This is a genomic window from Micromonospora sp. BQ32, assembly GCF_059358895.1.
On the sequence record NZ_JCADBI010000015.1, the window covers coordinates 146,885 to 171,298 of the forward strand.

Genomic DNA, 24,414 nt, shown 5'->3' on the forward strand with positions numbered 1-24,414 from the left:
TCTACGGATCAGCGAGGATGTGATCACGCTTTGGTGGGAACGCGTGCTCCGGATTCTGCCCGATCGTCTGACAACTAGCTAGGTCGAACGGGTCGTTCGTCGCCTCCCCGACTGAACGAACGGACGATACCCGAGGGGCCGGCCGGCTCGCGACCCCTGAATCGCAGGACAGTGTCGGGGTCAGGTGGCGCCGCCCTGACCCGTCTCACCCTCGGGCAACGGCCGGGTCGACAGGCCGGGATACAGGCGGGCGGCCGCGATCTGCGCGGTGATCCCCGAATTCTCCAGCGCCTCCGCGAGACGCCGACGCAGTTCCCGGCCCACCGCGAACTGCCCGTCCGCGGTCGTCTTCACCACCGTGCGGATGACCGCGCCGTCCACCGTCACCTGCTCGACACCCAGCACCTCGGGCGCCTCCACGATCTCCGGCGACAGCTCCGGGTCCATCGCGATCGAGGCGGCCGCGGTCCGTAGCACCGCCGTGGCCTCCTCGGTGCTGTTGAACCCGATCGGCAGATCCACCACCACGAGGGCCCAGCCCTGGCTCTTGTTGCCCACCCGGATGATCTCGCCGTTGCGGATGTACCAGAGCACGCCGCGGCCGTCGCGCACGGTGGTGACCCGCAGGCCGACCGACTCGACCACGCCCATCGCCTCACCCAGGTCGACGTTGTCGCCCACGCCGTACTGGTCCTCGATCAGCATGAAGAGGCCGGCGATCAGGTCCTTCACCAGACTCTGCGCACCGAAGCCCAGCGCGACGCCGGCGATTCCCGCGCTGGCCAGCAGCGGCGCCAGGTCGAAACTGAACTCGCGCAGGATCATCAGCAGCGCGATGCCGAAGACGAACGCGGTGGTCAGACTGCGCAGCACCGACCCGATCGCCTCGGCCCGCTGCCGCCGTCGCTCGGGTACGAACTCGGCCGGGTCGGTCGCGGCGGTGGGCACCCGTTCGCGCAGCGGCCGCAGCATCGTCGGCACTGCGCCGTCGGTGGTCGTCCGAACCAGCCGGTTGATCGTCCGATGCAGCGCCCAGCGGGCCACCATCGCCAGTGCCAGGATCAGCAGCACCCGAAGCGGTTTGAGCAGGATCCAGTAGCTTCCCTCGGCGAACCAGGCGGACCCGGTGATCCGGTAGATCCACTCGCAGGAGGTGCTGCCCTGGCAGCTCACCGAGACGGCGTCGGACAGGGCTAGGGGCGTCACGCTGGCGGCACTCACCCTGTCTTCGTACCGCAAGGGGCCCGAGAGACCGGCATCGGGGCTGTCACCACGTCAGCGTCCGCCCAGGCCGGAGCAGCTGCCCGTCCCGGCGTGGGTGATCCGCTTACCAGAAGAGAGATTAGTACGTGCAATCCGGGGTCCGATCAGGGACTATTGGCGCAACGGACGTCGGTGATCGGCCCGGCGTCGACCGTGTGGGCCGTTGTGCCCGGTCCCGGTCGGCGGCGGTTCGCAGCAGCCGCTGAACCGGGAGGGTGAGCGCGATGCCTGACATACGACCCACGGTGGGCTCCGGCGCGTTGGTCCTCAACGCCACCTACGAGCCGCTGTGTGTCGTGTCGGTGCGTCGCGCCGCGATCCTCGTCCTCTCCGCCAAGGCGGTCTGCGTCGCCGATGGTGACGGCATCCTGCACAGCGCCCGGGACGCGCTTCCGGTGCCATCCGTGGTCCGGCTGACGCGCTTCGTCCGGGTGCCGTACCGAACGCATGTCGGGCTGTCCCGCCGGGCGATCTTCGCCCGGGACGGCTGGCGGTGCGCCTACTGCCGGGGCCCGGCGGAGACCATCGACCACGTCTTTCCGCGCAGCCGGGGCGGCCGGCACGCCTGGGAGAACGTGGTCGCCGCGTGCGCCCGGTGCAACCACACCAAGGGTGACAAGACCCCGGCCGAGATGGGGTGGCGGTTACACGCGTTGCCGGCTGCCCCGAAGGGCACCGCATGGCGGGTGCTCGGGCACCGCGCCCCCGACCCCCGCTGGGCGGACTGGCTCGACCTGCGGGAGCCCGAGGCAGCCGCCTGACCCCGGTCAGTCCCGCTGCCCGGCGGCCCGCCGCGCCGCGCGCTCGCCGCGACGCACCGCACGGTCGTGCGCGATCGTCAGCAGCCGGTCCACCTCCGGCAGCAGATGCGGGCCGGGCATGACGATGCTGGCGAAGCCGTATTGCGCGTAGCCCGGGTGCGGCACGAGGGTGTCCAGTCGGGCGAAGTCGAACTCGTGCCGGTGCTCCTCGAATGCCTTGGGCGGGAAGCCGAACTGCCGCTCGAACTCGGCCCGGCCCAGGTCCAGGTTGAGGCGGAAGACACCGGGGCGGTCAAGCTGTGCGGCCTCGTCGAAGCCGGGCACGTCGTGCTCGACGATGGTGGCGAACGGCTGGCGGCGGTCCGGGCCGACGAAGAAGAACCGGTCGCCCCAGGCCGCCTCGGGTGATCCGTTCTCCTCGCTCGCCACGACCTGCTCGACGCCGGGTAGCGCGACGATCCGATCGGCGAGCACGGCCGCGTCGACACCGGTCGGGACGTGCAGGATCGCGTCGGCGTGTTCGATGGTCGCCCGGTCCAGCGGGAAGTAGCGGTAGTCGTGCGTCCGCTGCTCGGCCGCTGCGATGTCGGACACCGGCAGGTACCGGGGGAGGCTGGTCTGCTGCTGGAGTCTGCTCTCGTAGGTCGAGGCGGCGGGCGGCCCGATGCCGAGCGCAGGGCTCGCGCCGAGGCTGCCGGCGATCACCGCGTACCGGTCGCCCAGCAGCGACGCGATGATGGCTCCGGCGCCGGCCCAGGACACCTCCGTGTCGACCAGCGTCATCGTGCTCAGGTGGCGCTGGAGGTGCGCGTTGTGCGCGAAGACCAGCGTGGGCCCGCGGTGCGCCTCGGCCGACCGGATCGCGAGCAGGTTCTCGGCCATCAGCGCGTCCCGGACCGCGGCCAGGCGGGCGAAGCGTTCCTCCTGGGCCAGTGGCGCGGCGGCCGCGGCGTGGTAACGCAGCAACGCGACCGCGGCCGTGGCATGCACGAACGCCGCCGGCCAACCCGCTGACGTGAAGGGCGCCCGCAGGTACAACTCGGTCAGCAGGTCATCGGCGAGCACCCGCAGTCGCTGGGCGTCGGTCGAGCGCCCGACCGACCGGCCCGGCTCCCAGATCGCGGCCGTGTCACTCCACCGCGCCTCGTCCCCGATCAGGTCGTCGATCTCGGCAGACCGGTCCAGGCCGAGGAAGTGGCAGACCTGGTTGAGGTGGCGGCGCGGACTCGGGGCGCTCTCCATCTCCACCGGGGCGTCGAAGCCGTGGAACGTCAGGCGCTCCGCGACCGGCCGTGCGGCATTCCACTCCCGCATCCGCAGCAGGAGGTCGCGGTTGGCTGGGGCGGCGCCGAATCCGTGGCTGAACCCTTCGGCGAGCGCACGGTCGAGCGTCACGGCGGTGACGCCCTGCACGAACTCGTCGGCGATCAGCCCGGCCGCCCGGTCGCTCTCCACGGCGATCGAGCGGTAGCCGTGCTCCGTCAGCGACAGGAGTGCCTCGTTGCGGAGCTGAAGGAAAGCGGGCTCACCATGCGTCGGCTCGCCGAGCGCGAGCAGGTCCGGGGATACCGCCAGCAGGTCGAGAAAAGATGCCATTCCATGAACCGTATCGTTGAACCAGCGGTTGAGACTCACGAGCGGCGGAGCACGGTGACAGCCACGAAACCTTCAAACCCAGGGATACGCCGACCGACCGATCTCGCCCGTGCCCACGGCCTCTCCGCGCAGGCCGTGCGCAACTACGAACGAGACGGCGTCCTGCCTCCGGCCGAGCGCACCCCGAACGGCTACCGTCGCTTCACCGAGCTGCACGTCAAGGCGCTGCGTGCCTACCTCGCGTTGATCCCGGGTCACGGCTATGCGGCCAGCGGCGAGATCATGCGGGCCGTCAACCGGGGCGAGATCGAGACGGCGTTGCGCACCATCGACCAGGGTCACGCCCTGCTCCAGCGCGATCGGGAGACCCTGGACGCGGTCGAGACGGCGGTGGCGACGCTCACCGGGACCAGACCGCAACCGCGAAGCCGGACAGCCGTGCCGGTGAGCGCGCTGGCTCACCGGCTCGGTGTGCAGCCGGCCACGCTGCGCAAATGGGAGCGGGCCGGGGTGCTGCGGCCGGTACGTGATCCGGTGACCCACTACCGGCTCTACCTTCCCGACGATGTCCGGGACGCCGAGCTCGCCCACCTGCTGCGCCGCGGCGGGTACCGGCTCGACCACATCGCCGGCGTGCTGCGCCGAGTGCGCGACGCTGGTGGTGCCGAACCCCTCGCCGCGTCGCTGCGCCAGTGGCGGCAGCGGCTCACCGAGCGAGGCCGGGCCATGCTCACCGGGGCCGCCCGGCTCGCCGAGTACGTCGACGCTTGTCAGCCGCCGGTACGCGCCTTGACCAGTGAGGCGAAGACCACCACGTTGTCCGCGTAGCCGGTATCGCCGCCGACCCACTGGCCGCCGCAGGTGATCAGTCGGAGGCTCGGGCGGCTGAAGTCGCCGTACACCTCGTCCACCGGCAGTCGGCCCTTGTCGAACTTCTCCACCGAGTTCACCTCGAAGACCGCCACGCGCTGGTCGGTCCGGGTGACCTCGATCTCGTCACCGGAGCGCAGCTCGCGGAGTTTGTGGAAGACCGCCGGCCCGCTGGTGGTGTCGACGTGCCCGACGATCACGGCTGGGCCGTACTGGCCCGGGGTGGGCCCCTGGTCGTACCAGCCGGCCTCCTGGGCGCGGGCCGCGTCCGGCACGGCGATCGTGCCGTCCGGTGCGATGCCCACCTCGTGTACGGGCGCCCGCACGTCGATCTTCTCGATGGCGAGGCTGGTCGGATGGCTGGCCGGCAGCACCGGGAACTTCTTCGGCGGTGGTCGCAGGCCAGCACTGAGCCGGTCCGGCAGCAGGCTCATCCCGGTCACCTGCTCGACGCCGAGCATCGCCACGATCAGCGCCATCAGCGCGGCGATGGCCAGCACCGGCAACCCGGGGCTCCTACCGAAGCGGTGTCGGGCCGACGGCGGCCCGGCCGGACGCCGCGGCGGCAGCGGACGGGCCGCCGGATCGGTGGTGGTGACGCTGGCCGACACGGCCTGCCCGGCGACTCGGCGTAGCCGCCCGGAGACGCGTGCCACCAGCCGGCCGGACGCGCGCAGCGCCGGCCCGGCCCGGAGGCGGGCACGGCGATCCGGCCGCGCACGCGCGGATCTGCGGGTCATGGGTGATCCGGCTCAGGAGCCGGCTCCCGGTCGACGTCGGCCGCCGGCCATCCCGAGCACGATCGCGGTGGCCACCAACGCCACGCCACCGAGCACCAGCAGCGAGCCGGTGCCGCGACCGCCGGCCATTCCGCCGCCACCGGTCGCCGGCCCCTTGCTGGGTGAGGCCATGTTCAGCACGGTCACCGTGGTCGACGCCGTCTGGCCGTTCTCGCAACGCAGGTCGACCGGGTAGTCACCGGCCGGCTTGTCCCTCGCAATGGTGGCCTGCCCGGTCAGGAAGCCCCTGTCCGGTCTGAGCATCACGTGCCCGAACGCGTCGGAGTGCACGCTGGACTGCCGGTTGTTGTTGTCGTTGTCGCAGCTCGCCTTGATGCTGACCCGGCTACCGGCCTGGGCGCTGTTCGGTGTCACCTCGACGAAGGTGTTCTCGCCGGCCCGCGCCGGTGCGACCGACAACAGGACGAACGCCCCGACCAGCCCCACCAGTGTCAGTACGGACGAGAGCGCGCGGTTGATCGTGCGGATTGCCTGCATGATTTCCCCCCAACCGGCGACGACCGCCGGAACCCTCCCCTGGGCACGCGAGTGCTTTCCCGCTGGCGCGGGGGCAAACCCGCAGGGTGGACGGGGTCAGCGCGGGCGGGGGATGGGCCCGGTGGCGGGCAGGGGAGTGACGGGGTGCCAGTTCAGGGGGGAGGAGAGGACCATCGTGCTCGACGGTTGGCCGTACGGGGCGAGACGGTCGATGACCCCCTCGAACGCGCCGATCGAGCCGGCCGCCACCTTCAGCACGCTGCACGCGTCCCCGGTGATCCGGTGGATCTCCAGGATCTCCGGCCAGTCGGCCACCGCCGGGTCGTGCAGGATGCACCGCGCGCCGTAGCAGGACATCCGGATCAGCGCGACCACGGTACGGCCGGCGCGGCTCAGGTCGACATGAGCGTGGTAGCCGGTGATGATCCCGGCCTCCTCCAGTCGGCGGACCCGCTCCGCGACGGACGGTGGCGACAGGTGCACCCGCCGGGACAACTCGCTGAAGGAGAGCCGCGCGTCGGCCTGCAACTCGCGCAGCAGCGCCCAGTCCATGTCGTCCACGCTCAGACCTTACTTTCGTGAACCGACTTCGCCTAGTTGGCTTTGGTTTGCCAGGTGAAGGCGGCGAGAGCCGTTGATTCGGCATTCCGTAGGCCGATCCGACCGCGAGATCATGACGTCGGCTAGTCCGGGCAAGGGAGACGAGATGGTGGATCAGACGCAGCGGCGGGCGCCGAACCGCCGTGCCACGGTGCAACCGGTGACCCCCGGGCAGCGTGCCGCGCAGGCGGCGCGCACCGGTGGCGAGCCGACGTTGGAATTCGCCGACATGGTGCCGTACGACGCGTATGTGCAGGCCAGCGCCCTGCACAAGATGCAGCACCCGCTCAGCAGCGACCCGGGCGAGATGTCCTTCCTGATGGTCAGCCAGATCATGGAGCTGTACTTCGGGCTGACCTGCCACGAACTGCGGGAGACCCAGCGGCTGATCCACGCCGACCAGATCTGGGAGGCGCTGGCCCCGCTGGGCCGAGCCAAGCTGCACCTGGAGGGGCTCAACGCCGCCTGGCAGGGGCTGCGCTGGATGAGCCCGGCCGACTTCAACCGGTTCCGCAACCTGCTCGGCGAGGCCTCCGGCTTCCAGTCGGCCATGTACCGGCAGTTGGAGTTCCTGCTCGGGCTGCGCGACCCCACGCTGATCCGCCCGTTCCGCCGGCAGGCCGAGGTGCACGCCGAGCTGAGCGCCGCACTGGCCACCCCGAGCCTCTGGGACGATGTGCTCGCGCTGCTCGCCCGGCGTGGCTTCGACCTCCCCGCCGACCTGCTCGACCGGGACGTGGCCGTCGAACACGACCCGCACCCGTTGGTCGAGGCGGCCTGGGTACGGATCTACGACGACGCCAGCCCGGACAATCACCTGCGGCTGCTCGGCGAGGCGCTGAGCGCGGTCGCCGAGGAGTTCGGCGACTGGCGCTGGAACCACGTCAAGGCGGTGCAGCGGACGATGGGTGCCAAGGTCGGCAGCGGAGGCTCCGCCGGCCTGGCGTGGTTGCAGCGCAGCATGGCCCGGGTGGTCTTCCCGGAGCTGTGGTCGGCCCGCACCGCGATGTGACCGGAGAGCGAGAACAAGCAATGACGACCCCTGAAGCCGAGCCACTGGGCCTCGCCGCTGGCGAGGCGGTGCCACTGGGCCTCGCCGCTGGCGAAGTGGTGCCACTGGGCCTCGCCGCTGGCGAAGCGGAAGCGCATCGCCGCGACGAGGCCGACCCCGGCCACCGGCACCTGTTCCACGTGCCACCGGCCGACGGCGGCGACCACCCCGAGTCGGCGTACCTGGCCGGCAACTCGCTCGGCCTGCAACCTCGGGCCACCCGCGACGAACTCCTGGCCGACCTGGACGCGTGGGGGCGGCTCGGCGTGGAGGGGCACCTGGAGGCGGAGCGCCCCTGGCTGCCGTACCACGAGTTGTTGACCGGGCCGGCCGCGCGACTGGTCGGCGCCCGGCCCACGGAGGCCGTGGTGATGAACTCGCTCACGGTCAACCTGCACCTGCTGATGGTGAGTTTCTACCGACCGACCGGCGCGCGAACCCGCATCGTCATCGAGGACGCGGCGTTCCCCTCGGACAGCTACGCCGTGCGCAGCCAGGCCCGGTTCCACGGCCTGGACCCGGACGACGCCGTGGTCCGGCTGCGTCCGCGTGCGGGTGAGGACGCCCTGCGTACCGAGGACGTGACCGACTACCTGGCCGCCGAGGGCGACCGGGTGGCGCTGCTGCTGCTCGGCGGGGTCAACTACCTCACCGGTGAGCTGATGGACATCCCGGCGATCACGGCCGCCGGCCGGGCCGCCGGCGCGGTGGTCGGGTGGGACCTGGCCCACGCGGTCGGCAACGTGCCGCTGTCCCTGCACGACTGGGACGTCGACTTCGCCGCGTGGTGCTCCTACAAGTACCTGAACTCCGGCCCGGGTGCCCTGGCGGGCGTCTTCGTGCACGAGCGGCACCTCGGCGACGCGAACCTGCCCCGGTTCGAGGGGTGGTGGAGCACCGCGGCGGCGACCCGGTTCGAGATGACGCCGGTGTCCCGGCCACCGGCCACGGTGGAGGCCTGGCAGATCTCCAACCCGCCGATCTTCGCGATGGGCCCGGTGCGTACCTCGCTGGAGCTGTTCGACGCGGTGGGAATGACCGCGCTGCGCGCCCGCAGCCAGCGCCTCACCGGCTGGCTGGAGTCGCTGTTCGACGAGGTGACCGTCGGCCGGCCGTTGCGGGTGGTCACCCCGCGCGACCCGGCCCGGCGGGGCTGCCAGCTCTCCGTGCGCATCGGTTCCGGCAGCGCCGCCGAGCTGACCAAACGCCTACGGTACGAACACGGGGTCATCGCCGACGCCCGCGAACCGGACGTCGTCCGGTTCGCCCCGGTGCCGCTGTACTCCACGTACCTCGACTGCTGGCGGGCCGCTGCCGCGCTCGCCGCGACGGTGGGGGCGACCTCGGTGAGCGCGAGGAGTGAGCCGGGGTTGCGAGCCCCGCAGTCGCGAACGAAAGGCGGCTCAGCATGACCGCGCGACGCGACGAGATCGCGATCATCGGTGCCGGGCTGGCCGGCTGCCTGGCCGCCTGCTTCCTGGCCCGGCGCGGCTACCCGGTGGCGCTCTACGAGCGCCGCTCCGACCCGCGGACCGGCACCGCCGAGCGAGGCCGCTCGATCAACCTGGCGCTCTCCGAGCGCGGCCTGGACGCGTTGCGCCGGATCGGGCTGGCCGAGCAGGTGATGACCGACGCGCTGCCGATGCGCGGCCGGATGATCCACCCGGTCGAGGGCGAGCAGCAGTTCCAGTCGTACAGCGCGGCCGGCGACCGGGCGATCAACTCGATCAGCCGGGGTGCGCTGAACAACGCCCTGCTGGACGAGGCCGCCGCGCTGCCCGGCGTGCGGGTCGTCTTCGACCACCGGTTGGTCGGGCTCGATCCGACCGACGGCGCCCTGAGCTTCGAGACCCCGCAGGGTCCGATCGCGGCGAAGGCGTCGGTCGTGCTGGGTGCCGACGGCGCCGGCTCCGCGGTGCGCGGGCAACTGTTGGCGTACGGGCTGCTGGACGAGAGCGTCGACTTCCTCGACTACGGCTACAAGGAGCTGACGATTCCGCCGCTGGGCGGGGACTTCGCCCTGGACCCGGACGCGCTGCACATCTGGCCCCGGGGCACCTCGATGATGATCGCGTTGCCGAACCCGGACCGCTCCTTCACCTGCACGCTGTTCTGGCCCAACGACGGCCCCGGCAGCTTCGCCTCGCTGACCAGCCCGGCGGAGATCGAGCGGCACTTCACCGAGCACTACCCGGACGTGGTGCCGCTGGCCCCGAACCTGGTCGACGACTACCAGCACAACCCGGTGGGCGTGCTCGGCACGGTGCGTTGCACGCCCTGGCAGGTCAACGGGAAGGTCGGCCTGCTCGGCGACGCGGCCCACGCGATCGTGCCGTTCTATGGCCAGGGCGCCAACTGCGCCTTCGAGGACGTGGTGGAGCTGGACCGCTGCCTGGACGAGTGCGCCGACGACTGGTTGGCGGCGCTGCCGCTGTTCCAACGGCGTCGACAGGAGAACGCCGAGGCCATTGCGACGATGGCACTGACCAACTTCGTGGAGATGCGGGACAAGGTCGCCTCCCCGGTCTTCCAGACCCGGCGGCGGGTGGAGCACGCACTGGAACGGGCCCTGCCCGGCCGGTACGTTTCCCAGTACGAGCTGGTGTCGTTCTCCACCACCCCGTACGCGGAGGTTCGCCGCCGGGTGCGCCGGCAGCACCGGGTGCTCGGGGCGGTCGTCGGCGGGGCCGCGCTGCTGCTGGTCGGCGCGATCGGCGCGGCACTGAGCCGAGGGAGGCGCGCATGACCGGCAACTGGGATCCGCGGCTGATGGCCGGCCACGCTCCGGGTGGCCCGCACCGGTTGCGCAACTTCGTCGCCGGCGAGTTCGTCGACGGCGGGACGACGTTCACCAAGGCCAGCCCGGTCACCGGGGAGCAGGTCTTCGAGGTGGACGAGGCATCCCGGTCCACCGTGGACGACGCGGTGGCCGCCGCCCGGGCGGCGCTGCGCGGGCCGTGGGGCCGGATGGGCGAGCGCGAGCGCGCCGAGGTGCTGCGCCGCGTCGCCGACGAGTTGGAACGCCGCTTCGACGACCTGGTCACCGCCGAGGTCGCCGACACCGGCAAGTCCGTCGCCCAGGCCCGCACGCTGGACATTCCGCGTGGCGCGGCGAACTTCCGGGCGTTCGCGGAGATCGTGGCGACCGCGCCCACCGAGTCGTTCACGACGGTCACCCCGACCGGTGGCCGGGCGCTCAACTACGCGCTGCGCAAACCGGTCGGCGTGGTCGCGGTCATCGTGCCGTGGAACCTGCCGCTGCTGCTGCTCACCTGGAAGGTGGCTCCGGCGCTGGCCTGCGGCAACGCCGTCGTGGTCAAACCCAGCGAGGAGACGCCCGCCTCGGCGACGGTGCTCGCCGAGGTGATGGCCGCCGCTGGCGTACCGGCCGGGGTGTTCAACCTGGTGCACGGCTTCGGGCCGGACTCGGCGGGCGAATTCCTCACCCGCCACCCGGGCGTCGACGCGATCACCTTCACCGGTGAGTCGGCCACCGGCGGCGCGATCATGCGGGCCGCCGCCGACGGGGTGAAGGCGGTGAGCTTCGAACTCGGCGGCAAGAACGCCGGCCTGGTCTTCGCCGACGCCGACCTGGACGCCGCGGTGGCCGGCTCGGTGCGGTCCAGCTTCACCAACGGCGGGCAGGTGTGCCTCTGCACCGAGCGCATCTACGTGCAGCGCCCGGTCTTCGAGGAGTTCACCGCCCGGCTGGCGAAGCGGGCCGGCGAGCTGGCGTACGGCTGGCCGACCGACGAGGCCACCGCCACCATGCCGCTGATCTCCCGTCAGCACCGGAAGAAGGTGCTCGGCGCGTACGACCTGGCCCGCGCCGAGGGTGCCGAGGTGCTCACCGGCGGCGGCACCCCCACCTTCGGCGACGCCCGCGACGGCGGGTCGTACGTGCAGCCGACCGTGCTCACCGGGCTCGGCCCGGACGCCCGGACCAACCGGGAGGAGATCTTCGGCCCGGTGGTGCACGTCGCCCCGTTCGACACCGAGGACGAGGCGTACGCCCTCGCCAACGGCACCGACTACGGCCTGGCGGCGACGGTGTGGACCCGGGACGTGGGCGTAGCCCACCGGGCCGGGGCCCGGCTCGACGCCGGCATCGTCTGGGTCAACACGTGGTTCCTGCGTGACCTGCGCACCCCGTTCGGCGGGGTGAAGGCGTCCGGGATCGGTCGCGAGGGCGGCGTGCACTCGCTGAACTTCTACTCCGAACTCACCAACGTCTGCGTGGACCTGTCGTGAGCCCAAGCGAGGGAGCGGGCATGGAAGCTGACATCGAGGCCGCCAACCGGGAGCTGGCCGATGCCCGCAGCACCGGCAAGCCGTGCGCGCCACTTCGGGGTCGGCTGCTGCCGGAGGGCGACGTGGAGTCCGCGTACCGGGTGCAGCAGCTCCAGGCCCGGGCCTGGCAGGGCCGCGGCGAACGCCGGGTCGGCGCGAAGATCGGGTTGACCTCCCGGGCCGTGCAGGAGACCTTCGGGGTGTTCCAGCCGGACTTCGGCATGTTGACCGACGCCATGGCGGTCGGTGACGGGGTCGAGGTGCCCATCGACCGGCTGCTCCAGCCCCGCGTCGAGGCGGAGATCGCCTTCGTGCTCGACAAGGATCTCCCGAACCCGCAGCTCACCACGGTCGACCTGATCCGCGCGGTGGACCACGTGCTGCCGGCGATCGAGATCGTCGACTCACGGATCGCCGGCTGGGACATCTCCATCGTGGACACCGTCGCCGACAACGCTTCCAGCGGGCTCTTCGTGCTCGGCACCACGCCACGCCGGCTCGCCGACGTCGACCTGCGGCTGTGCGGAATGGTGCTGGAGCACGCCGGCGAGCCGGTTTCGGTCGGCGCGGGCGCTGCCTGCCTGGGCAACCCGCTGCACGCCCTGCACTGGCTGGCCGGCACCCTGGCCCGCGCCGGCGACCCGCTGCGCGCCGGGGACGTGGTGCTCTCCGGGGCGCTCGGTCCGATGGTGCCGGTCACCCCGGGCGCCGCGTACGAGGCCCGGATCTCCGGGCTCGGCTCGGTGCGCACGAGTTTCAGTGATGGAGGTAACCAGTGACCGGTGTGGCGGTGCTCGGTTCCGGCAACATCGGCACCGACCTGATGATCAAGGTGTTGCGGCTCAGTGACAGCCTGCGAATGGTGGCGATGGCCGGTATCGACCCGGCCTCCGACGGCCTGGCGCGCGCTCGCCGGCTCGGCGTCGCCACCACCGCCGACGGCGTGGACGGGCTCGTGGCGATGCCCGAGTTCGCTGACGTCGAGCTGGTCTTCGACGCCACCTCGGCCGGCGCGCACCGACGCCACGACGAGGTGCTGCGCGCCCACGGCCGCACGGTGGTCGACCTGACCCCGGCCGCGCTCGGCCCGTACGTGGTGCCGCCGGTCAACCTCGACGAGCACCTGCACCAGCCGAACGTCAACATGGTCACCTGCGGCGGGCAGGCGACCGTGCCGATCGTCGCCGCGGTGCGCCGGGTCACCCCGGTGGCGTACGGGGAGATCGTCGCGTCGATCGCGTCGAAGTCCGCCGGACCGGGCACCCGGGCCAACATCGACGAGTTCACCGAGACCACGGCCCGGGCCATCGAGGTGGTGGGCGGGGCCGAGCGGGGCAAGGCGATCATCGTGTTGAACCCGGCGGACCCGCCGCTGCTGATGCGGGACACCGTCTACTGCCTCTGCCCGGACGCCGACGCCGACACCGAGGCCATCGCCGCCTCGGTCGCCGAGATGGTGGCGGCCGTGCAGGAGTACGTCCCCGGCTACCGGCTCAAGCAGGACGTGCAGTTCGACCGGGTCGAGGCATATCTGCCGACGCTCGGGCGGCAGCTCACCGCCCTACAGGTGTCGGTCTTTCTGGAGGTCTCCGGTGCCGGGCACTACCTGCCCGCGTATGCCGGGAACCTGGACATCATGACCTCCGCCGCGCTGCGCACCGCGGAGCGGCTGGTCGCCCTGCGTTCTTCGGAGGTGGCCGCGTCATGACCGAGCTGTACATCCAGGACGTGACGCTGCGCGACGGCATGCACGCCATCGCCCACCAGTACACCGTCGACCACGTACGCACGATCGCCGCCGCGCTGGACGCCGCCGGGGTGGCCGCCATCGAGGTGGCGCACGGTGACGGGCTCGCCGGCTCCAGCGTCAACTACGGCCACGGCGCCGCCAGCGACGCCGAATGGATTTCCGCGGCTGCCGAGGTGCTGACCACGGCGAAACTGACCACCCTGCTGCTGCCGGGCATCGGCACCATCGCCGACCTGAAGGCCGCGAAGGCGCTCGGGGTGACCAGCGTCCGGATCGCCACCCACTGCACGGAGGCGGACATCTCCGCCCAGCACATCTCCTGGGCCCGGGAGAACGGCATGGACGTGGCCGGGTTCCTGATGATGTCGCACATGTCCGACCCGGCCGGGCTCGCCGGGCAGGCCAAGCTCATGGAGTCGTACGGGGCGCACTGCGTCTACGTCACCGACTCCGGCGGTCGGCTGCTGATGTCCGACGTGGCGCAGCGGATCGACGCGTACCGGCAGGTCCTCGCCCCGGAGACGCAGATCGGCATCCACGCGCACCACAACCTGTCGCTGGGAGTGGCCAACAGCGTGCTCGCCGTCGAGCACGGCCGGGTCACCGGGTCCGCCCCGGTCGGCCCGGACGCGGCGCACGGCCGGACGGTCCGCGTCGACGCCTCCCTCGCCGGCATGGGCGCGGGCGCCGGCAACGCCCCGCTGGAGGTCTTCGTCGCGGTCGCCGAGCTGCACGGCTGGAAGCACGGCTGCGACGTGTTCGCGCTGATGGACGCGGCCGACGACATCGTCCGCCCGCTCCAGGACCGGCCGGTCCAGGTGGACCGGGAGACGCTTTCCCTGGGGTACGCCGGGGTCTACTCCAGCTTCCTGCGGCACGCCGAGCGGGCCTCCAGCAAGTACGGCGTGGACGTCCGGTCGATCCTGGTCGAGCTGGGCCGCCGCCGGATGGTGGGCGGTCAGGAGGACATGATCGTGGACGTGGCACTCGACCTGGCCGACAAGGAGCAGCACTCATGATCGGACCGGACGTCGCGGGGATCGCCGACAAGCTGGGCGCGGCGGCCGAGACGGCCACCGCGATCCCGCAACTCGCCGCCGAGACCGGCCTCGACGTGGACACCGCGTACGCCGTGCAGGCCGCGCTGCTGCAACGCCGGCTGAACGCCGGTGAGCGGCTGGTCGGGTTGAAGATGGGGCTGACCAGCAGGGCGAAGATGGCTCAGGTCGGCGTGGACGAGGTGATCTGGGGGCGGCTCACCAACGCGATGCGGGTGCCCGACGGCGGCGTGGTGGACCCGGCCGCGTACATCCATCCCCGGGTCGAGCCGGAGGTGGCGTTCCTGCTGGACCGGCTGCCCGAGCCGGGTGAGCCGGTCGGCGACTTCGCCACGGCGGTCCGCGCGGTCGCCCCGGCCATCGAGTTGATCGACTCTCGGTACGCGGACTTCCGCTTCTCGCTACCGGATGTGATCGCGGACAACACCTCGGCCGCCGCCTTCGTGATCGGGCCGTGGTCGCCGGTCCCGGCCGGGCTGGACAACCTGGGTGTGCTGCTGGAGGTCGACGGGCGGGTGGCGCAGGTCGGCTCGACGGCGGCGATCCTCGGTGATCCGCGCCGGGCGCTCGACGAGGGCATCCGGCTGGCCGGCCGGCACGGGGTGCGGTTGGAGTCCGGCTGGGTCTTCCTGGCCGGCGCGGCCACCGCCGCCGTCCCGCTGCGTCCCGGCGCACACGTCCGCGCCGTCGTCGAGAAGCTCGGCACGGCCTCGCTGCGGGCGTCGTCGTGACCGCCCGGGTGGTGGCCGGGAAGGCCGTGCCGCGGGGGGCTTTTCCGCACGTCAAGGTCGCCGGCGGGTTCGTCTTCGTCTCGGGTACGTCGTCGCGGCGCGCGGACAACACCTTCGCCGGTGTCGAGGTGGACGGGTTCGGCACCACGAACCTCGACATCCGGGTGCAGACGCGGGCGGTCATCGAGAACGTGCGGGACCTGCTGCGTTCGGTCGGCGCGGACCTCGCCGACCTGGTCCAGGTGACGACGTACCTGGTCAACATGAACGACTTCGGTGGTTACAACGAGGTGTGGGCGGAGTTCTTCGACGCCTCCGGGCCGACCCGTACGACGGTGGCGGTGCACCAGCTGCCGCACCCGCACCTGCTGATCGAAATCCAGGCCGTGGCCCTTCTTCCCTCGGGAGGTCAGTCGTGAGTGAGATCGCCGAGCCGTTCAGCTTTCCGGGCTGGATCGCGGACAACCAGCACCTGTTGAAGCCGCCGGTGGGCAACAAGGAGATGTTCCCCGGCGGGGACGACTTCATCGTGATGGTGGTGGGCGGCCCCAACCAGCGCACCGACTTCCACGTGGACCCGTACGAGGAGCTCTTCTACCAGGTCAAGGGCAACATGCACATCAACCTGGTCACCCCGGAGGGGCCGCGTACGGTGCACGTGCGCGAGGGTCAGATGTGGATGCTGCCGCGCAACACCCCGCACTCGCCGCAACGGCCGGAGGCCGGCTCGATCGGTGTAGTCGTCGAGCGGGTCCGTGAGGAGGGCACGCTGGAGACGTTCCAGTGGTACTGCCTGGAGTGCGGCAGCAAGGTGCACGAGGTGGAGTTGCAGGTCCGCGACATCGCCGCCGACCTACCGCCGGTGTTCCAGGCGTTCTACGCCGACGAGCAGGCACGCACCTGCGCCAACTGCGGCACCCTGCACCCGGGCAAGGGCTGATGCCCCCAGGCGTGGTCGACGTGCACACGCACGTCGTACCGAAGGGATGGCCGGACCTCGGCGCGGCGTGCGGTGGGTCCGGCTGGCCGTGGCTGCGCGTCGACTCCGAGCGCGCCGCCATGATCATGGTGGGCGAGACGGAGTTCCGCCCGGTCGGCGCCGAGTGCTGGGACGCGTCGCGCCGGCTGGCCGACATGGACGCCGACGGCGTGGACGTGCAGGTGGTCTCGCCCACGCCGGTCTTCTTCAGCTACGACCGTCCGGCCGATCAGGCGGTGAAGGTCGCCCGGATCTTCAACGACCTGACCCTGGAGGTCACCGCCGCCGGTGGCGATCGCCTGGTGCCGTTCTGCCAGGTGCCCCTCCAGGACCCGGACGCCGCCTGCGCCGAGCTGGATCGCAGCCTGGCCGCCGGGCACGTGGGTGTGGAGATCGGCAACCACGTCGGCGACCGGGACCTGGACGACGCCGGGGTGGTCACCTTCCTCCAGCACTGTGCCGAGGTGGGTGCACCCGTCTTCGTCCACCCGTGGGACATGCCGGACGGCCCGCGCCTGGACCGCTGGATGGCCCGGTGGCTCACCGGGATGCCCGCCGAGACGCACCTGTCGGTGCTGGCGATGATCCTGGGCGGCGTCTTCGACCGGGTGCCCGAGACGTTGCGGATCTGCTTCGCGCACGGTGGTGGCAGCTTCCCGTTCTGGCTCGGCCGCGCCGACAACGCCTGGCACCGCCGTGGCGACCTGGTCCGTGGCGCGTCCGTCGCCCCGCCCAGCAGCTACGTCGACCGGTTCAGCGTCGACTCGGTGGTCTTCGCGCCGCCCGCGCTGCGGCTGCTGGTCGACACGATGGGGGAGGACCGGGTGCTGGTCGGCAGCGACTACCCGTACCCGCTGGGCGAACGGCCGGCCGGCGCGGTGGTCCACGCGGCCGACTTCCTCAGCGACGACCAACGCGACAAGCTCCTGTCCACCAACGCCCTACGTTTCCTGCACGGCTGAGCCCAGCGCTTCGTCCTCGGTATGAGGAGATCTTGGACAGTTTCCGTCCGCCGCGGCGGGCTCTGTCCAAGATCTGCGGCTCGACAAGTCAGGCGTGCGTTGAGCGTCCGATTGGTCCGTCTCCGGTCGCCAGCGCGTGTCGGCTGCGCGAAGGACTGACGGCCGGCAGGATGACGGCATGGCCGAGCCGCACGACCTGACCGCGTTGGAGCAGGCCGCCGCGATCGCGCGCGGCGAGCTGTCCAGCGTCGAGGCGGTCGAGCACGCTCTGCGCCGGGTGGCCGCCCTCGGCGACACCGTGGGCGCGTTCGTCACCGTCACGCCGGATCTCGCCCGGCAGGGCGCACGCGTCGCCGACGCGGTGCCGATCGAGGAGCGCGGCCCGCTGCACGGGGTGCCGACCGCGATCAAGGACCTGACCCTCACCGCCGGGGTGCGCACCACCTTCGGTTCGGCCGCGTTCATCGACTTCGTCCCGCCGGTCGACGCCGACGTGGTCCGGTTCATCAAGGCCGCCGGCCTGGTCAGCCTGGGCAAGACGACCACCTCCGAGCTGGGCTGCTCGCTCTACTCGGAGGGCCGGGTCGCGCCGCCGGCCCGCAACCCGTGGCAGCTGGCGTACACCGCGGGCGGGTCCAGCGGTGGCGCGGCGGCGGCGGTCGCGGCCGGGCTGGTCCCGGTCGCCCAGGGGTCCGACGGCGGCGGGTCGCTGCGCATCCCGGCGTCGCTCTGCGGCCTGGTCGGCTACAAGCCCAGTCGGGGCCTCGTCTCCGGCGGGCCGATCGGCTCCGGCGCGTTCGGCCTGCCCACCAGCGGCCCGCTGGGGCGGACGGTCACCGACGTCGCCGCCCTGCTCGACGTCATGGCCGTCCCGGTCTCCGGCGAGCCCTACCTGCCGCCGCCCGCGCCGCCCGGCGGCTACCTGGCCGTCGCGCGTCGGGCCGAGCCGGGCCCGCTGCGGGTCGGCCGGTTCATCACGCCGATGCTCGCCGACGAACCGGTGCACCCCGACTGCGTGGCCGCCGTGGACCGGGCCGCCGCGCTGCTCACGGCGGCCGGCCACGAGGTGGTCGAGGTGCCGCCGCCGCTCGGGCCGGCGGCGTGGCCGCTGTTCGAGATCCTCTGGTACGTGCTGGCGCTCACCCCGGTGCCGCCGCAGCGGGAGGCGGAGTTGCTGCCGTTGACCCGGCTGCTCCGGGCCCGGGGCGCCGAGGTCTCCGCCGGCACCCTGGCCGCCACCCTCGGGGAGTTGCAGGCGCAGGTCCGCCTCGGTGCCCGCCGCACCGCCGGCTGCGACCTGCTCCTCTGTCCCACCCTGGCCGCCCCGCAGGCGCCCGTCGGCTGGTTCACCGCCGACGCGGACCCGGCCGCCGACTTCGACCGGCAACGCCGGTTCTCGCCCTACTGCGCCATCTTCAACGTCACCGGTGATCCCTCCGTCTCCCTGCCGCTGGGCACCACGACCGACGGCCTGCCCGTCGGGGTGCTGCTCACCGGCCGGTACGGCGACGACGCGCGGCTTATCGCTACCGCTGCGCAACTGGAGAACTCCAGTGACGGATGGGATCGGCACCCCGCAATCTGGCGGGCCACCGACTCCGCTAACGTGAATGGCGACGGAGTCGGGCGGTCGGCAGTGTGATCGTCCATCCGACCCGGTTGTTCAAGGTCGTCCTTCTTCCGCCTGGGGGCGTTGGGATTGTCTGTTACCGAGACGTTGCTGGTCTTCGTCGGCATCCCGTTGGCCGCGGTGCTGGTCATCGCCGGCCTGTCGTACGCCGGTAGCGGTGGGGGTGCCACCGGCGGTGGCGGGGGCGCCAAGCGCTACCGTCCGGGCCGGCCCTTCGACTTCACTCCGGTCTGGTTCCTGGGCCGCCCGGAGCAGCTGGCCGACTCGGCCGGCACCGCGCTGACGGCGGGGGCGCAGGCGCCCGCGCTGACCAGCCACAAGCTTGAGCAGGCCAGCGTCGAGGCGCCGGCCGGTGGAACCGGAGGCGCAAGTGACCGTTGGTGAGAAGCAGACCGGGTCGGAAAATCCGCCCGAGGTGCTCGACGGGCCGTTCTCGACCCGTCAGCTGCTGCGCATCGACGAGGCGTTGCGCCTGGCCGACCAGGGCACCGGCCTGGTCTTCTCGGTCTTCGTCGGCGGTCTCGACGAGCCGATCCGCGAGCACGCCCAGCGGCTGCACCGTCAGCTCGCCGAGCCCGACAAGTCGGTGCTGATCGCCGTGTCACCCAACCAGCGTCAGCTGGAGATCATCACCGGGCGGTACGCCCGCAAGCGCATCCCCGACACGTACGCCAAGCTGGCCGCGCTCTCCATGGTCGGTGCGTTCAGCGGCGGTGACCTGGCCGGTGGCATCATCAACGGCCTCGACCAGCTCGCCAGCCACGCCGGCAAGGGCTGACCCCTTCCACGTACGACGAAGCCCGGCCCGCCTTCGGCGTGCCGGGCTCTCTCGTGTCAGCGGGGCCAGGCAGAGGGGTCGAGGAGCATCGGCCACGGCTCGTCGATCTGCACTGGGTCGTCCGGGCCGACCGTGCCGAGCAGGTTGTAGTGAATGTCCTTCACCAGCTCGTAGCGGTATATGACGGGGCCGAAATCGCCGCGCTCGACCCGCCAGTAGGCGGGAATGCCGGCCTCAGCGTAAAGCGACGGTTTGGTGAACCGGTCATGCCGACGGCTGCTCGGTGACTCCACCTCGACGACGAGTGCCACATCCGCGGCTTCGATCCAGGTGCCGTCCCTTGGGGCTGTCGGCTTCAGCACCGTGACGTCAGGGATGAGGTTGCCCTCGGCCGCTCGAAGCCCTGCTTCCCGGATAACCCGCCATCCGGCCGGTGCCGCCGATCGGAGGGCAGCCCGTAACTCATCCGCCAGTTCCTGATGTCCGTAGCCCGGGGGTGGTGTCACGTGCAGGCTCCCGTCGATGATCTCGTAGCGGTTCCCATCCTCAGGCAGGTCGGATAGGTCCTGCTCGCGCCAGCCCCGCTCCGGGGGCCGCCACTCGTAGGTCGGCTGTGCCATCACGTCCACCTCCTTCCGTCACGATAACGTCCGGGGCCGGCGCGGGCTCACACCCACGCCGGCCCCGGCCGGACAACGCTGCTCAGGCGCTCTGGGCGTCCTTCGCGCGGGCCTTCAGCGCCCGCACCACGCCGTCGCGGCCCTCGGCCACCAGCCGACGCAGCGGGGCGGGGTGCCCGTCACCGGTCAGCCACGCGTCGGTGGCCGCCACCGTGTCGTCCTCCACCAGGTAGGTCGGGTACGCCAGCTGCGCGAACTCCTGCGCCGGCTCGCTGTCCCGGGTGGCCCACACCTGCCCCACCGCCGCGAAGTACCGCTCCCGGTACGGGGCGACCAGCTCCACCTGCACCGGATGGGCGAAGCCCTGCAACAGCGCCCGGTGCCGCCAGTTGGGCAGCGAGTCCGAGCCGGTGAGCAGGGCCCACACGGCGGCCTTGTTCTCGGCCGTCGGGATCAACGCGTGCGCGTACGCGGCCTCCCGCTCGCCGCTGGCCGTGCGGTCCCCGCTCAGCTCCGCCTCGATCTCGGTGGTGCCGGCGGCGCCGTTGGCCACCAGCGCGGTGAGGACCGACCAGCGCAACTCGGTGTCCACGGTCAGCCCGGCCGGCACGCCGGTGCCGTCCAGCCAACCGCGCAGCGTCGCCAGGTCTTCCTCGGCGCGGACCGCCGAGGTGAACGCACGGGCCCAGGCCAGCTGGAACCCGCTGCCGGGCTCGGCGGCGGCGAGTGCGTCACGGGCGGTACGGGCCAGGTCGGCCCAGCCGGTCGGCGCCCAGGCCGGGTCGGCGTACAGGGTGAGCGCGGTGGTCGTCTGCCGCAGGGTGGCGGTGACCAGGTTGATGTCGGTCTCCGCGGGCAGCCCGCTCAGCGCCAGCGCCACGTAGTCGCGGGCGGACAGCTCGGCGTCGCGGATCATGTCCCACGCGGCGGTCCAGCAGAGCGCGCGGGCCAGCGACGAGTCGAAGCCGCCGATGTGTTGCACCACGGTCGCCATCGAACGCTCGTCGAGGCGCAGCTTGGTGTAGCTGAGGTCGTCGTCGTTGAGTAGCAACACGTCGGCCGCCCGGACGCCACGCAGCGGAGCGAGGTCCGTGTGCTCGCCGGTCACGTCCACCTCGTACCGCTCCCGACGGACCAGCCGCCCGTCGGTCAGGTCGTACAGGCCCACGCCGATCCGGTGCGTGCGCAGGGTCGGGTACGCCGCCGGCGCCTCCTGCCGCACCAGCACCTGCTCGTAGGTGCCGTCCGCCCCGATGGTCACCTCCGGGCGCAGCGTGTTGACCTGCGCGGTCTCCAACCACTGGGCGGCGAACTTGCGCAGCTCCCGCCCGGATGCGGCCTCCAGCTCGGTGAGCAGGTCGTCGAAGGTGGCGTTGCCCCAGGCGTGCTTGCCGAAGTAGGCCCGCAGGCCGGCCACGAACGGCTCCTCACCCACGTACGCGACGAGCTGCTTGAGTACGCTCGCGCCCTTGGCGTAGGTGATGCCGTCGAAGTTGACCTCCACGGCCTCCATGTCCGGCATCTCGGTGTAGACCGGGTGGGTGGAGGAGAGCTGGTCCTGCCGGTAGCCCCAGTTCTTCCGGATGGACAGGAAGGTCGTCCACGCCTCGGTGAACCGGGTCGCGTTGGTGTTGCACCAGTGGCTGGCCCACTCGGCGAACGACTCGTTCAGCCACAGGTCGTTCCACCAGCGCATGGTGACCAGGTCACCGAACCACATGTGGGCCAGTTCGTGCAGGATCGTGTTGGCCCGCTGCTCGTACTCGAAGTCGGTGACCTGCGAGCGGAACAGGTAGTGCGACTCGGCGTGCGTCACGCAGCCGAAGTTCTCCATCGCGCCGGCGTTGAAGTCGGGCACCCAGAGCTGGTCGTACTTCGGCAGCGGGTAGCGCACGCCGAACTTCTCGTGGAAGAAGTCGAAGCCCTGCTTGGTGATCAGGAACAGGTCGTCGGAGTCCAGGTACGGCGCCATCGACGCCCGGCAGAACACCCCCAGGTCGATGCCGTCGTGAGCGTCGCGCACCTCGTGGTACGGCCCGGCGCACATCGCGGTGATGTAGGTGCTCATCCGGGGCGACTCGGTGAAGTGCAGCCTCTTGAGCGCCTCACCCGCCGGCTCCTCGCGCTGCACCGGCATGTTGGACACCGCCCGCCAGTGCGCCGGCACGGTGACGTGCCAGGTGTAGACGCTCTTCAGGTCGGGCTGGTCGAAGCAGGCGAACACCCGCTGCGCGTCGGCCGTCTCGAACTGGCTGTAGAGGTACGTCTCGCCGTCCACCGGGTCGACCGTCCGGTGCAGACCCTGACCGCTGTTGGAGTAGTTGAAGTCGGCGTCGACCACCAGGACGTTGTCGCTGTCCAACCCGGACAGCGTCAGGCCCTTCTCGGCCGACCAGTCGGAGACGTCGACGGGCGTGCCGTTCAGCGTCGCGGACCGCACCGACTCGGCGGCCAACTCGATGAAGGTGCTCGCGCCCGGTTCGGAGCAGCGGAACCGGACCTCGGTCGTCGACCTGAACGTGCGGCCGTCGGCCGCCAGCACGGCGGTGGACAGGTCCAGACTGATGTCGTACCCCGTCACGTTGAGCAGGCGTGCCCGCTCGGTCGCCTCGACCTGCGTCAGGTTGCGCACTCCCGGCACTGTTCGTCTCCATCCCACATGTCGCCGTACGCCCGGCGGCGCCCGTTCGCCTACCGCTTGTGACGGCCGGCCCGATTCGAGTCTTCCATGTACGGGCAGCCTGCGGTGGCCGAGGTCACGCTCTCATTCGGGTGCCGGCCGATGCGCTGCGGGGTGAAGATTTCCCTGAGACGCCGACCGCCGACCGCCGGCGCCACCCGTCGCGAAGGGATCTCACCGTGACCGAACGTGTCACCGCCGACATGTGGTTCGACCCGGCCTGCCCGTGGGCATGGATCACCTCCCGCTGGCTGCTTGAGGTCGAGCAGACCCGGGATGTGGACATCCGCTTCCACGTGATGAGCCTGGCCGTGCTCAACGACGGCCGGGACGAGCTGCCCGAGGACTACAAGGAGTTCCTGAAGACCGCGTGGGGCCCGGTGCGGGTCTGCATCGCCGCCGAGCAACTGCACGGCACCGACGTGCTGCGCCCGCTCTACACCGCGCTCGGCACCCGGATCCACCTCCGGAAGCAGGAGCGGGGTCCGGAGCTGTACGTCGCCGCGCTCACCGAGGTGGGCCTCGACCCGGCGCTGGCCGCCGCCGCCGACAGCACCGACTACGACGAGGCGCTGCGGGCCAGCCACGAGGCGGGAATGCGCCCGGTCGGGCAGGACGTCGGCACTCCGGTCGTACACGCGCCCGGACCGGACGGCGCCCCGGTCGCGTTCTTCGGCCCCGTGATCACTCCGGCTCCGAAGGGGGAGGCCGCCGGCCGACTCTGGGACGGCGTGCTGCTGGTCGCCGGCACCCCGGGCTTCTACGAGCTCAAGCGCACCCGCGAGCAGGACCCGATCTTCGACTGAGCGACGACCACCGCGCCCCCGACCGTGCTGCGTCAGCCGCGCGGGCGGGGGCGTTTCGGGTCGGGTGCCGAGGTCGGCGGACGGTCGTGGCGTCACCGGGAGGTGGGCGGCGTCGTTTCCCTCGGTGTCCGCCGCAGCGGCCCCGCAGGGCCGCACGCCGCAGTTCGTGGAGGCAACCCCGATATGGCCAAGCACCGTGCGTCCGGTGACGATCAGTTGACCCGGCAGGGGGTGATCGAGGCTCCCGGCGCGGACTACTGGTCCGTTGACGACTCCCGTTGGCCAACGGTCCGCCCGGACCTACCGGCCCACCTGGTGGATCTGCTCGCGCCGCCCATCGTGGTGGGTGTGGCGCGGGTCCCGGTGACCTCCCGGCTCACCCCACCCGCGTCGGTCGACCCGCTGCCGTCGCCCGTCGCCACCGTGCCCACCGACGCGCCGGCGCTGGTGCCGTCGGGGGCGGCACCGGCCGAACCGGCGCCCCCGCCGCCGGCGCCGGCCCCACCGCGCCCGGTGCCGACGCCGCCGCTGAGCCCGCGGCCCGTTCCGGCGCCGCCCCCGGACCGTCCCGTGCCGGGGCCACCCGCGTCGCCCCGCCGCGCCGTGAACATCGGGCCGATCGGGACCGGGCGACGCGGCAACGGTGGGCCGGCGAGCGCGGGTCGGCACCGCCGGGGCACATCCGACCGCGCCGGCTGACCACCCGGGCCCG

Annotated in this window: 24 protein-coding genes and 1 pseudogene; 18 read left to right on the forward strand and 7 right to left on the reverse strand. The window is 71.9% G+C overall.

The window, feature by feature from the left end:
* Nucleotides 1-180: 180 nt before the first annotated feature.
* The gene (locus AC5L30_RS25515; protein ID WP_494870183.1) at nt 181-1,173 is read right to left on the reverse strand and encodes a mechanosensitive ion channel family protein; all 993 of its coding nucleotides are present in this window, start codon (nt 1,171-1,173) and stop codon (nt 181-183) included.
* Nucleotides 1,174-1,487: 314 nt separating this feature from the next.
* Here AC5L30_RS25515 and AC5L30_RS25520 point away from each other — a divergent pair, with 314 nt between their 5' ends.
* On the forward strand, nt 1,488-2,024 hold the full coding sequence (locus AC5L30_RS25520) for an HNH endonuclease (RefSeq protein ID WP_030333470.1): 537 nt from the start codon (nt 1,488-1,490) through the stop codon (nt 2,022-2,024).
* A gap of 6 nt (nt 2,025-2,030) precedes the next feature.
* Here AC5L30_RS25520 and AC5L30_RS25525 read toward each other — a convergent pair whose 3' ends face one another.
* Entirely contained in the window at nt 2,031-3,620 is a 1,590-nt protein-coding gene (locus AC5L30_RS25525; protein ID WP_494870140.1) for a DUF6194 family protein, read from the reverse strand.
* A gap of 84 nt (nt 3,621-3,704) precedes the next feature.
* Here AC5L30_RS25525 and AC5L30_RS25530 point away from each other — a divergent pair, with 84 nt between their 5' ends.
* A complete protein-coding gene (locus tag AC5L30_RS25530) occupies nt 3,705-4,448 on the forward strand; it encodes a MerR family transcriptional regulator (protein WP_494870184.1) in 744 nt (247 codons plus the stop codon).
* Here AC5L30_RS25530 and AC5L30_RS25535 read toward each other — a convergent pair.
* From AC5L30_RS25535 to AC5L30_RS25545, 3 genes are all read right to left on the reverse strand, one after another.
* Entirely contained in the window at nt 4,391-5,230 is an 840-nt protein-coding gene (locus AC5L30_RS25535) for a class F sortase (protein ID WP_494870141.1), read from the reverse strand. The genes AC5L30_RS25530 and AC5L30_RS25535 overlap by 58 nt on opposite strands.
* A gap of 12 nt (nt 5,231-5,242) precedes the next feature.
* Complete coding sequence (locus AC5L30_RS25540; RefSeq protein WP_494870142.1) at nt 5,243-5,767, reverse strand: hypothetical protein; 525 nt, start codon at nt 5,765-5,767, stop codon at nt 5,243-5,245.
* 96 nt (nt 5,768-5,863) lie between these two features.
* On the reverse strand, nt 5,864-6,328 hold the full coding sequence (locus AC5L30_RS25545) for an Lrp/AsnC family transcriptional regulator (protein ID WP_091405454.1): 465 nt from the start codon (nt 6,326-6,328) through the stop codon (nt 5,864-5,866).
* A gap of 145 nt (nt 6,329-6,473) precedes the next feature.
* Here AC5L30_RS25545 and AC5L30_RS25550 point away from each other — a divergent pair, with 145 nt between their 5' ends.
* The 14 genes and pseudogenes from AC5L30_RS25550 to AC5L30_RS25615 all read left to right on the forward strand — a co-directional run bounded on the left by AC5L30_RS25550 (nt 6,474) and on the right by AC5L30_RS25615 (nt 19,596).
* Nucleotides 6,474-7,379 carry a tryptophan 2,3-dioxygenase gene (locus AC5L30_RS25550; protein ID WP_494870143.1) on the forward strand — a complete coding sequence of 302 codons (906 nt, stop codon included), beginning with the start codon at nt 6,474-6,476 and terminating at the stop codon, nt 7,377-7,379.
* A pseudogene (kynU, locus tag AC5L30_RS25555) lies at nt 7,355-8,752 on the forward strand (kynureninase); the annotation flags it as partial. The gene AC5L30_RS25550 and the pseudogene kynU, both read left to right, overlap by 25 nt.
* Nucleotides 8,753-8,826: 74 nt before the next feature.
* Nucleotides 8,827-10,164, forward strand: a complete 1,338-nt coding sequence (locus AC5L30_RS25560) for an FAD-dependent oxidoreductase (RefSeq protein ID WP_494870144.1) — start codon at nt 8,827-8,829, stop codon at nt 10,162-10,164.
* Nucleotides 10,165-10,187: 23 nt separating this feature from the next.
* Entirely contained in the window at nt 10,188-11,669 is a 1,482-nt protein-coding gene (locus AC5L30_RS25565; RefSeq protein WP_494870185.1) for a 2-hydroxymuconic semialdehyde dehydrogenase, read from the forward strand.
* A 20-nt stretch (nt 11,670-11,689) separates the two neighbouring features.
* Nucleotides 11,690-12,487 carry a 2-keto-4-pentenoate hydratase gene (locus AC5L30_RS25570; protein WP_494870145.1) on the forward strand — a complete coding sequence of 266 codons (798 nt, stop codon included), beginning with the start codon at nt 11,690-11,692 and terminating at the stop codon, nt 12,485-12,487.
* Nucleotides 12,484-13,416, forward strand: a complete 933-nt coding sequence (locus tag AC5L30_RS25575; protein WP_494870146.1) for an acetaldehyde dehydrogenase (acetylating) — start codon at nt 12,484-12,486, stop codon at nt 13,414-13,416. The genes AC5L30_RS25570 and AC5L30_RS25575 overlap by 4 nt, the downstream gene beginning before the upstream one ends.
* Nucleotides 13,413-14,477: a 4-hydroxy-2-oxovalerate aldolase gene (gene dmpG, locus AC5L30_RS25580; RefSeq protein ID WP_494870147.1), complete on the forward strand. Its 1,065-nt coding sequence runs from the start codon at nt 13,413-13,415 to the stop codon at nt 14,475-14,477. Before AC5L30_RS25575 ends, dmpG begins: the two co-directional genes overlap by 4 nt.
* Nucleotides 14,474-15,247, forward strand: a complete 774-nt coding sequence (locus AC5L30_RS25585; protein WP_494870148.1) for a 2-keto-4-pentenoate hydratase — start codon at nt 14,474-14,476, stop codon at nt 15,245-15,247. Before dmpG ends, AC5L30_RS25585 begins: the two co-directional genes overlap by 4 nt.
* Nucleotides 15,244-15,666 carry a RidA family protein gene (locus tag AC5L30_RS25590; protein ID WP_494870149.1) on the forward strand — a complete coding sequence of 141 codons (423 nt, stop codon included), beginning with the start codon at nt 15,244-15,246 and terminating at the stop codon, nt 15,664-15,666. The genes AC5L30_RS25585 and AC5L30_RS25590 overlap by 4 nt, the downstream gene beginning before the upstream one ends.
* Nucleotides 15,663-16,187 (forward strand): 3-hydroxyanthranilate 3,4-dioxygenase, encoded by a 525-nt coding sequence (locus AC5L30_RS25595; RefSeq protein WP_494870150.1) that lies wholly within the window; start codon nt 15,663-15,665, stop codon nt 16,185-16,187. Before AC5L30_RS25590 ends, AC5L30_RS25595 begins: the two co-directional genes overlap by 4 nt.
* Nucleotides 16,187-17,188 (forward strand): amidohydrolase family protein, encoded by a 1,002-nt coding sequence (locus AC5L30_RS25600; RefSeq protein ID WP_494870151.1) that lies wholly within the window; start codon nt 16,187-16,189, stop codon nt 17,186-17,188. The genes AC5L30_RS25595 and AC5L30_RS25600 overlap by 1 nt, the downstream gene beginning before the upstream one ends.
* Before the next feature lie 178 nt (nt 17,189-17,366).
* Complete coding sequence (locus AC5L30_RS25605; RefSeq protein WP_494870152.1) at nt 17,367-18,830, forward strand: amidase; 1,464 nt, start codon at nt 17,367-17,369, stop codon at nt 18,828-18,830.
* A 51-nt stretch (nt 18,831-18,881) separates the two neighbouring features.
* Entirely contained in the window at nt 18,882-19,202 is a 321-nt protein-coding gene (gene ctaJ / locus AC5L30_RS25610) for an aa3-type cytochrome oxidase subunit CtaJ (RefSeq protein ID WP_494870153.1), read from the forward strand.
* Nucleotides 19,189-19,596 (forward strand): DUF5130 family protein, encoded by a 408-nt coding sequence (locus AC5L30_RS25615; protein WP_354945602.1) that lies wholly within the window; start codon nt 19,189-19,191, stop codon nt 19,594-19,596. The genes ctaJ and AC5L30_RS25615 overlap by 14 nt, the downstream gene beginning before the upstream one ends.
* A gap of 56 nt (nt 19,597-19,652) precedes the next feature.
* Here AC5L30_RS25615 and AC5L30_RS25620 read toward each other — a convergent pair whose 3' ends face one another.
* Both AC5L30_RS25620 and pepN read right to left on the reverse strand, forming a co-directional pair.
* Complete coding sequence (locus tag AC5L30_RS25620; RefSeq protein ID WP_494870154.1) at nt 19,653-20,216, reverse strand: Uma2 family endonuclease; 564 nt, start codon at nt 20,214-20,216, stop codon at nt 19,653-19,655.
* 82 nt (nt 20,217-20,298) lie between these two features.
* Nucleotides 20,299-22,848 (reverse strand): aminopeptidase N, encoded by a 2,550-nt coding sequence (gene pepN / locus AC5L30_RS25625; protein WP_494870155.1) that lies wholly within the window; start codon nt 22,846-22,848, stop codon nt 20,299-20,301.
* 227 nt (nt 22,849-23,075) lie between these two features.
* On the opposite strand from pepN, the gene AC5L30_RS25630 reads away from it, so the two are divergent.
* Complete coding sequence (locus AC5L30_RS25630; protein WP_494870156.1) at nt 23,076-23,702, forward strand: mycothiol-dependent nitroreductase Rv2466c family protein; 627 nt, start codon at nt 23,076-23,078, stop codon at nt 23,700-23,702.
* Nucleotides 23,703-23,885: 183 nt separating this feature from the next.
* Nucleotides 23,886-24,401, forward strand: a complete 516-nt coding sequence (locus tag AC5L30_RS25635; protein ID WP_494870157.1) for a hypothetical protein — start codon at nt 23,886-23,888, stop codon at nt 24,399-24,401.
* Nucleotides 24,402-24,414: the final 13 nt, after the last annotated feature.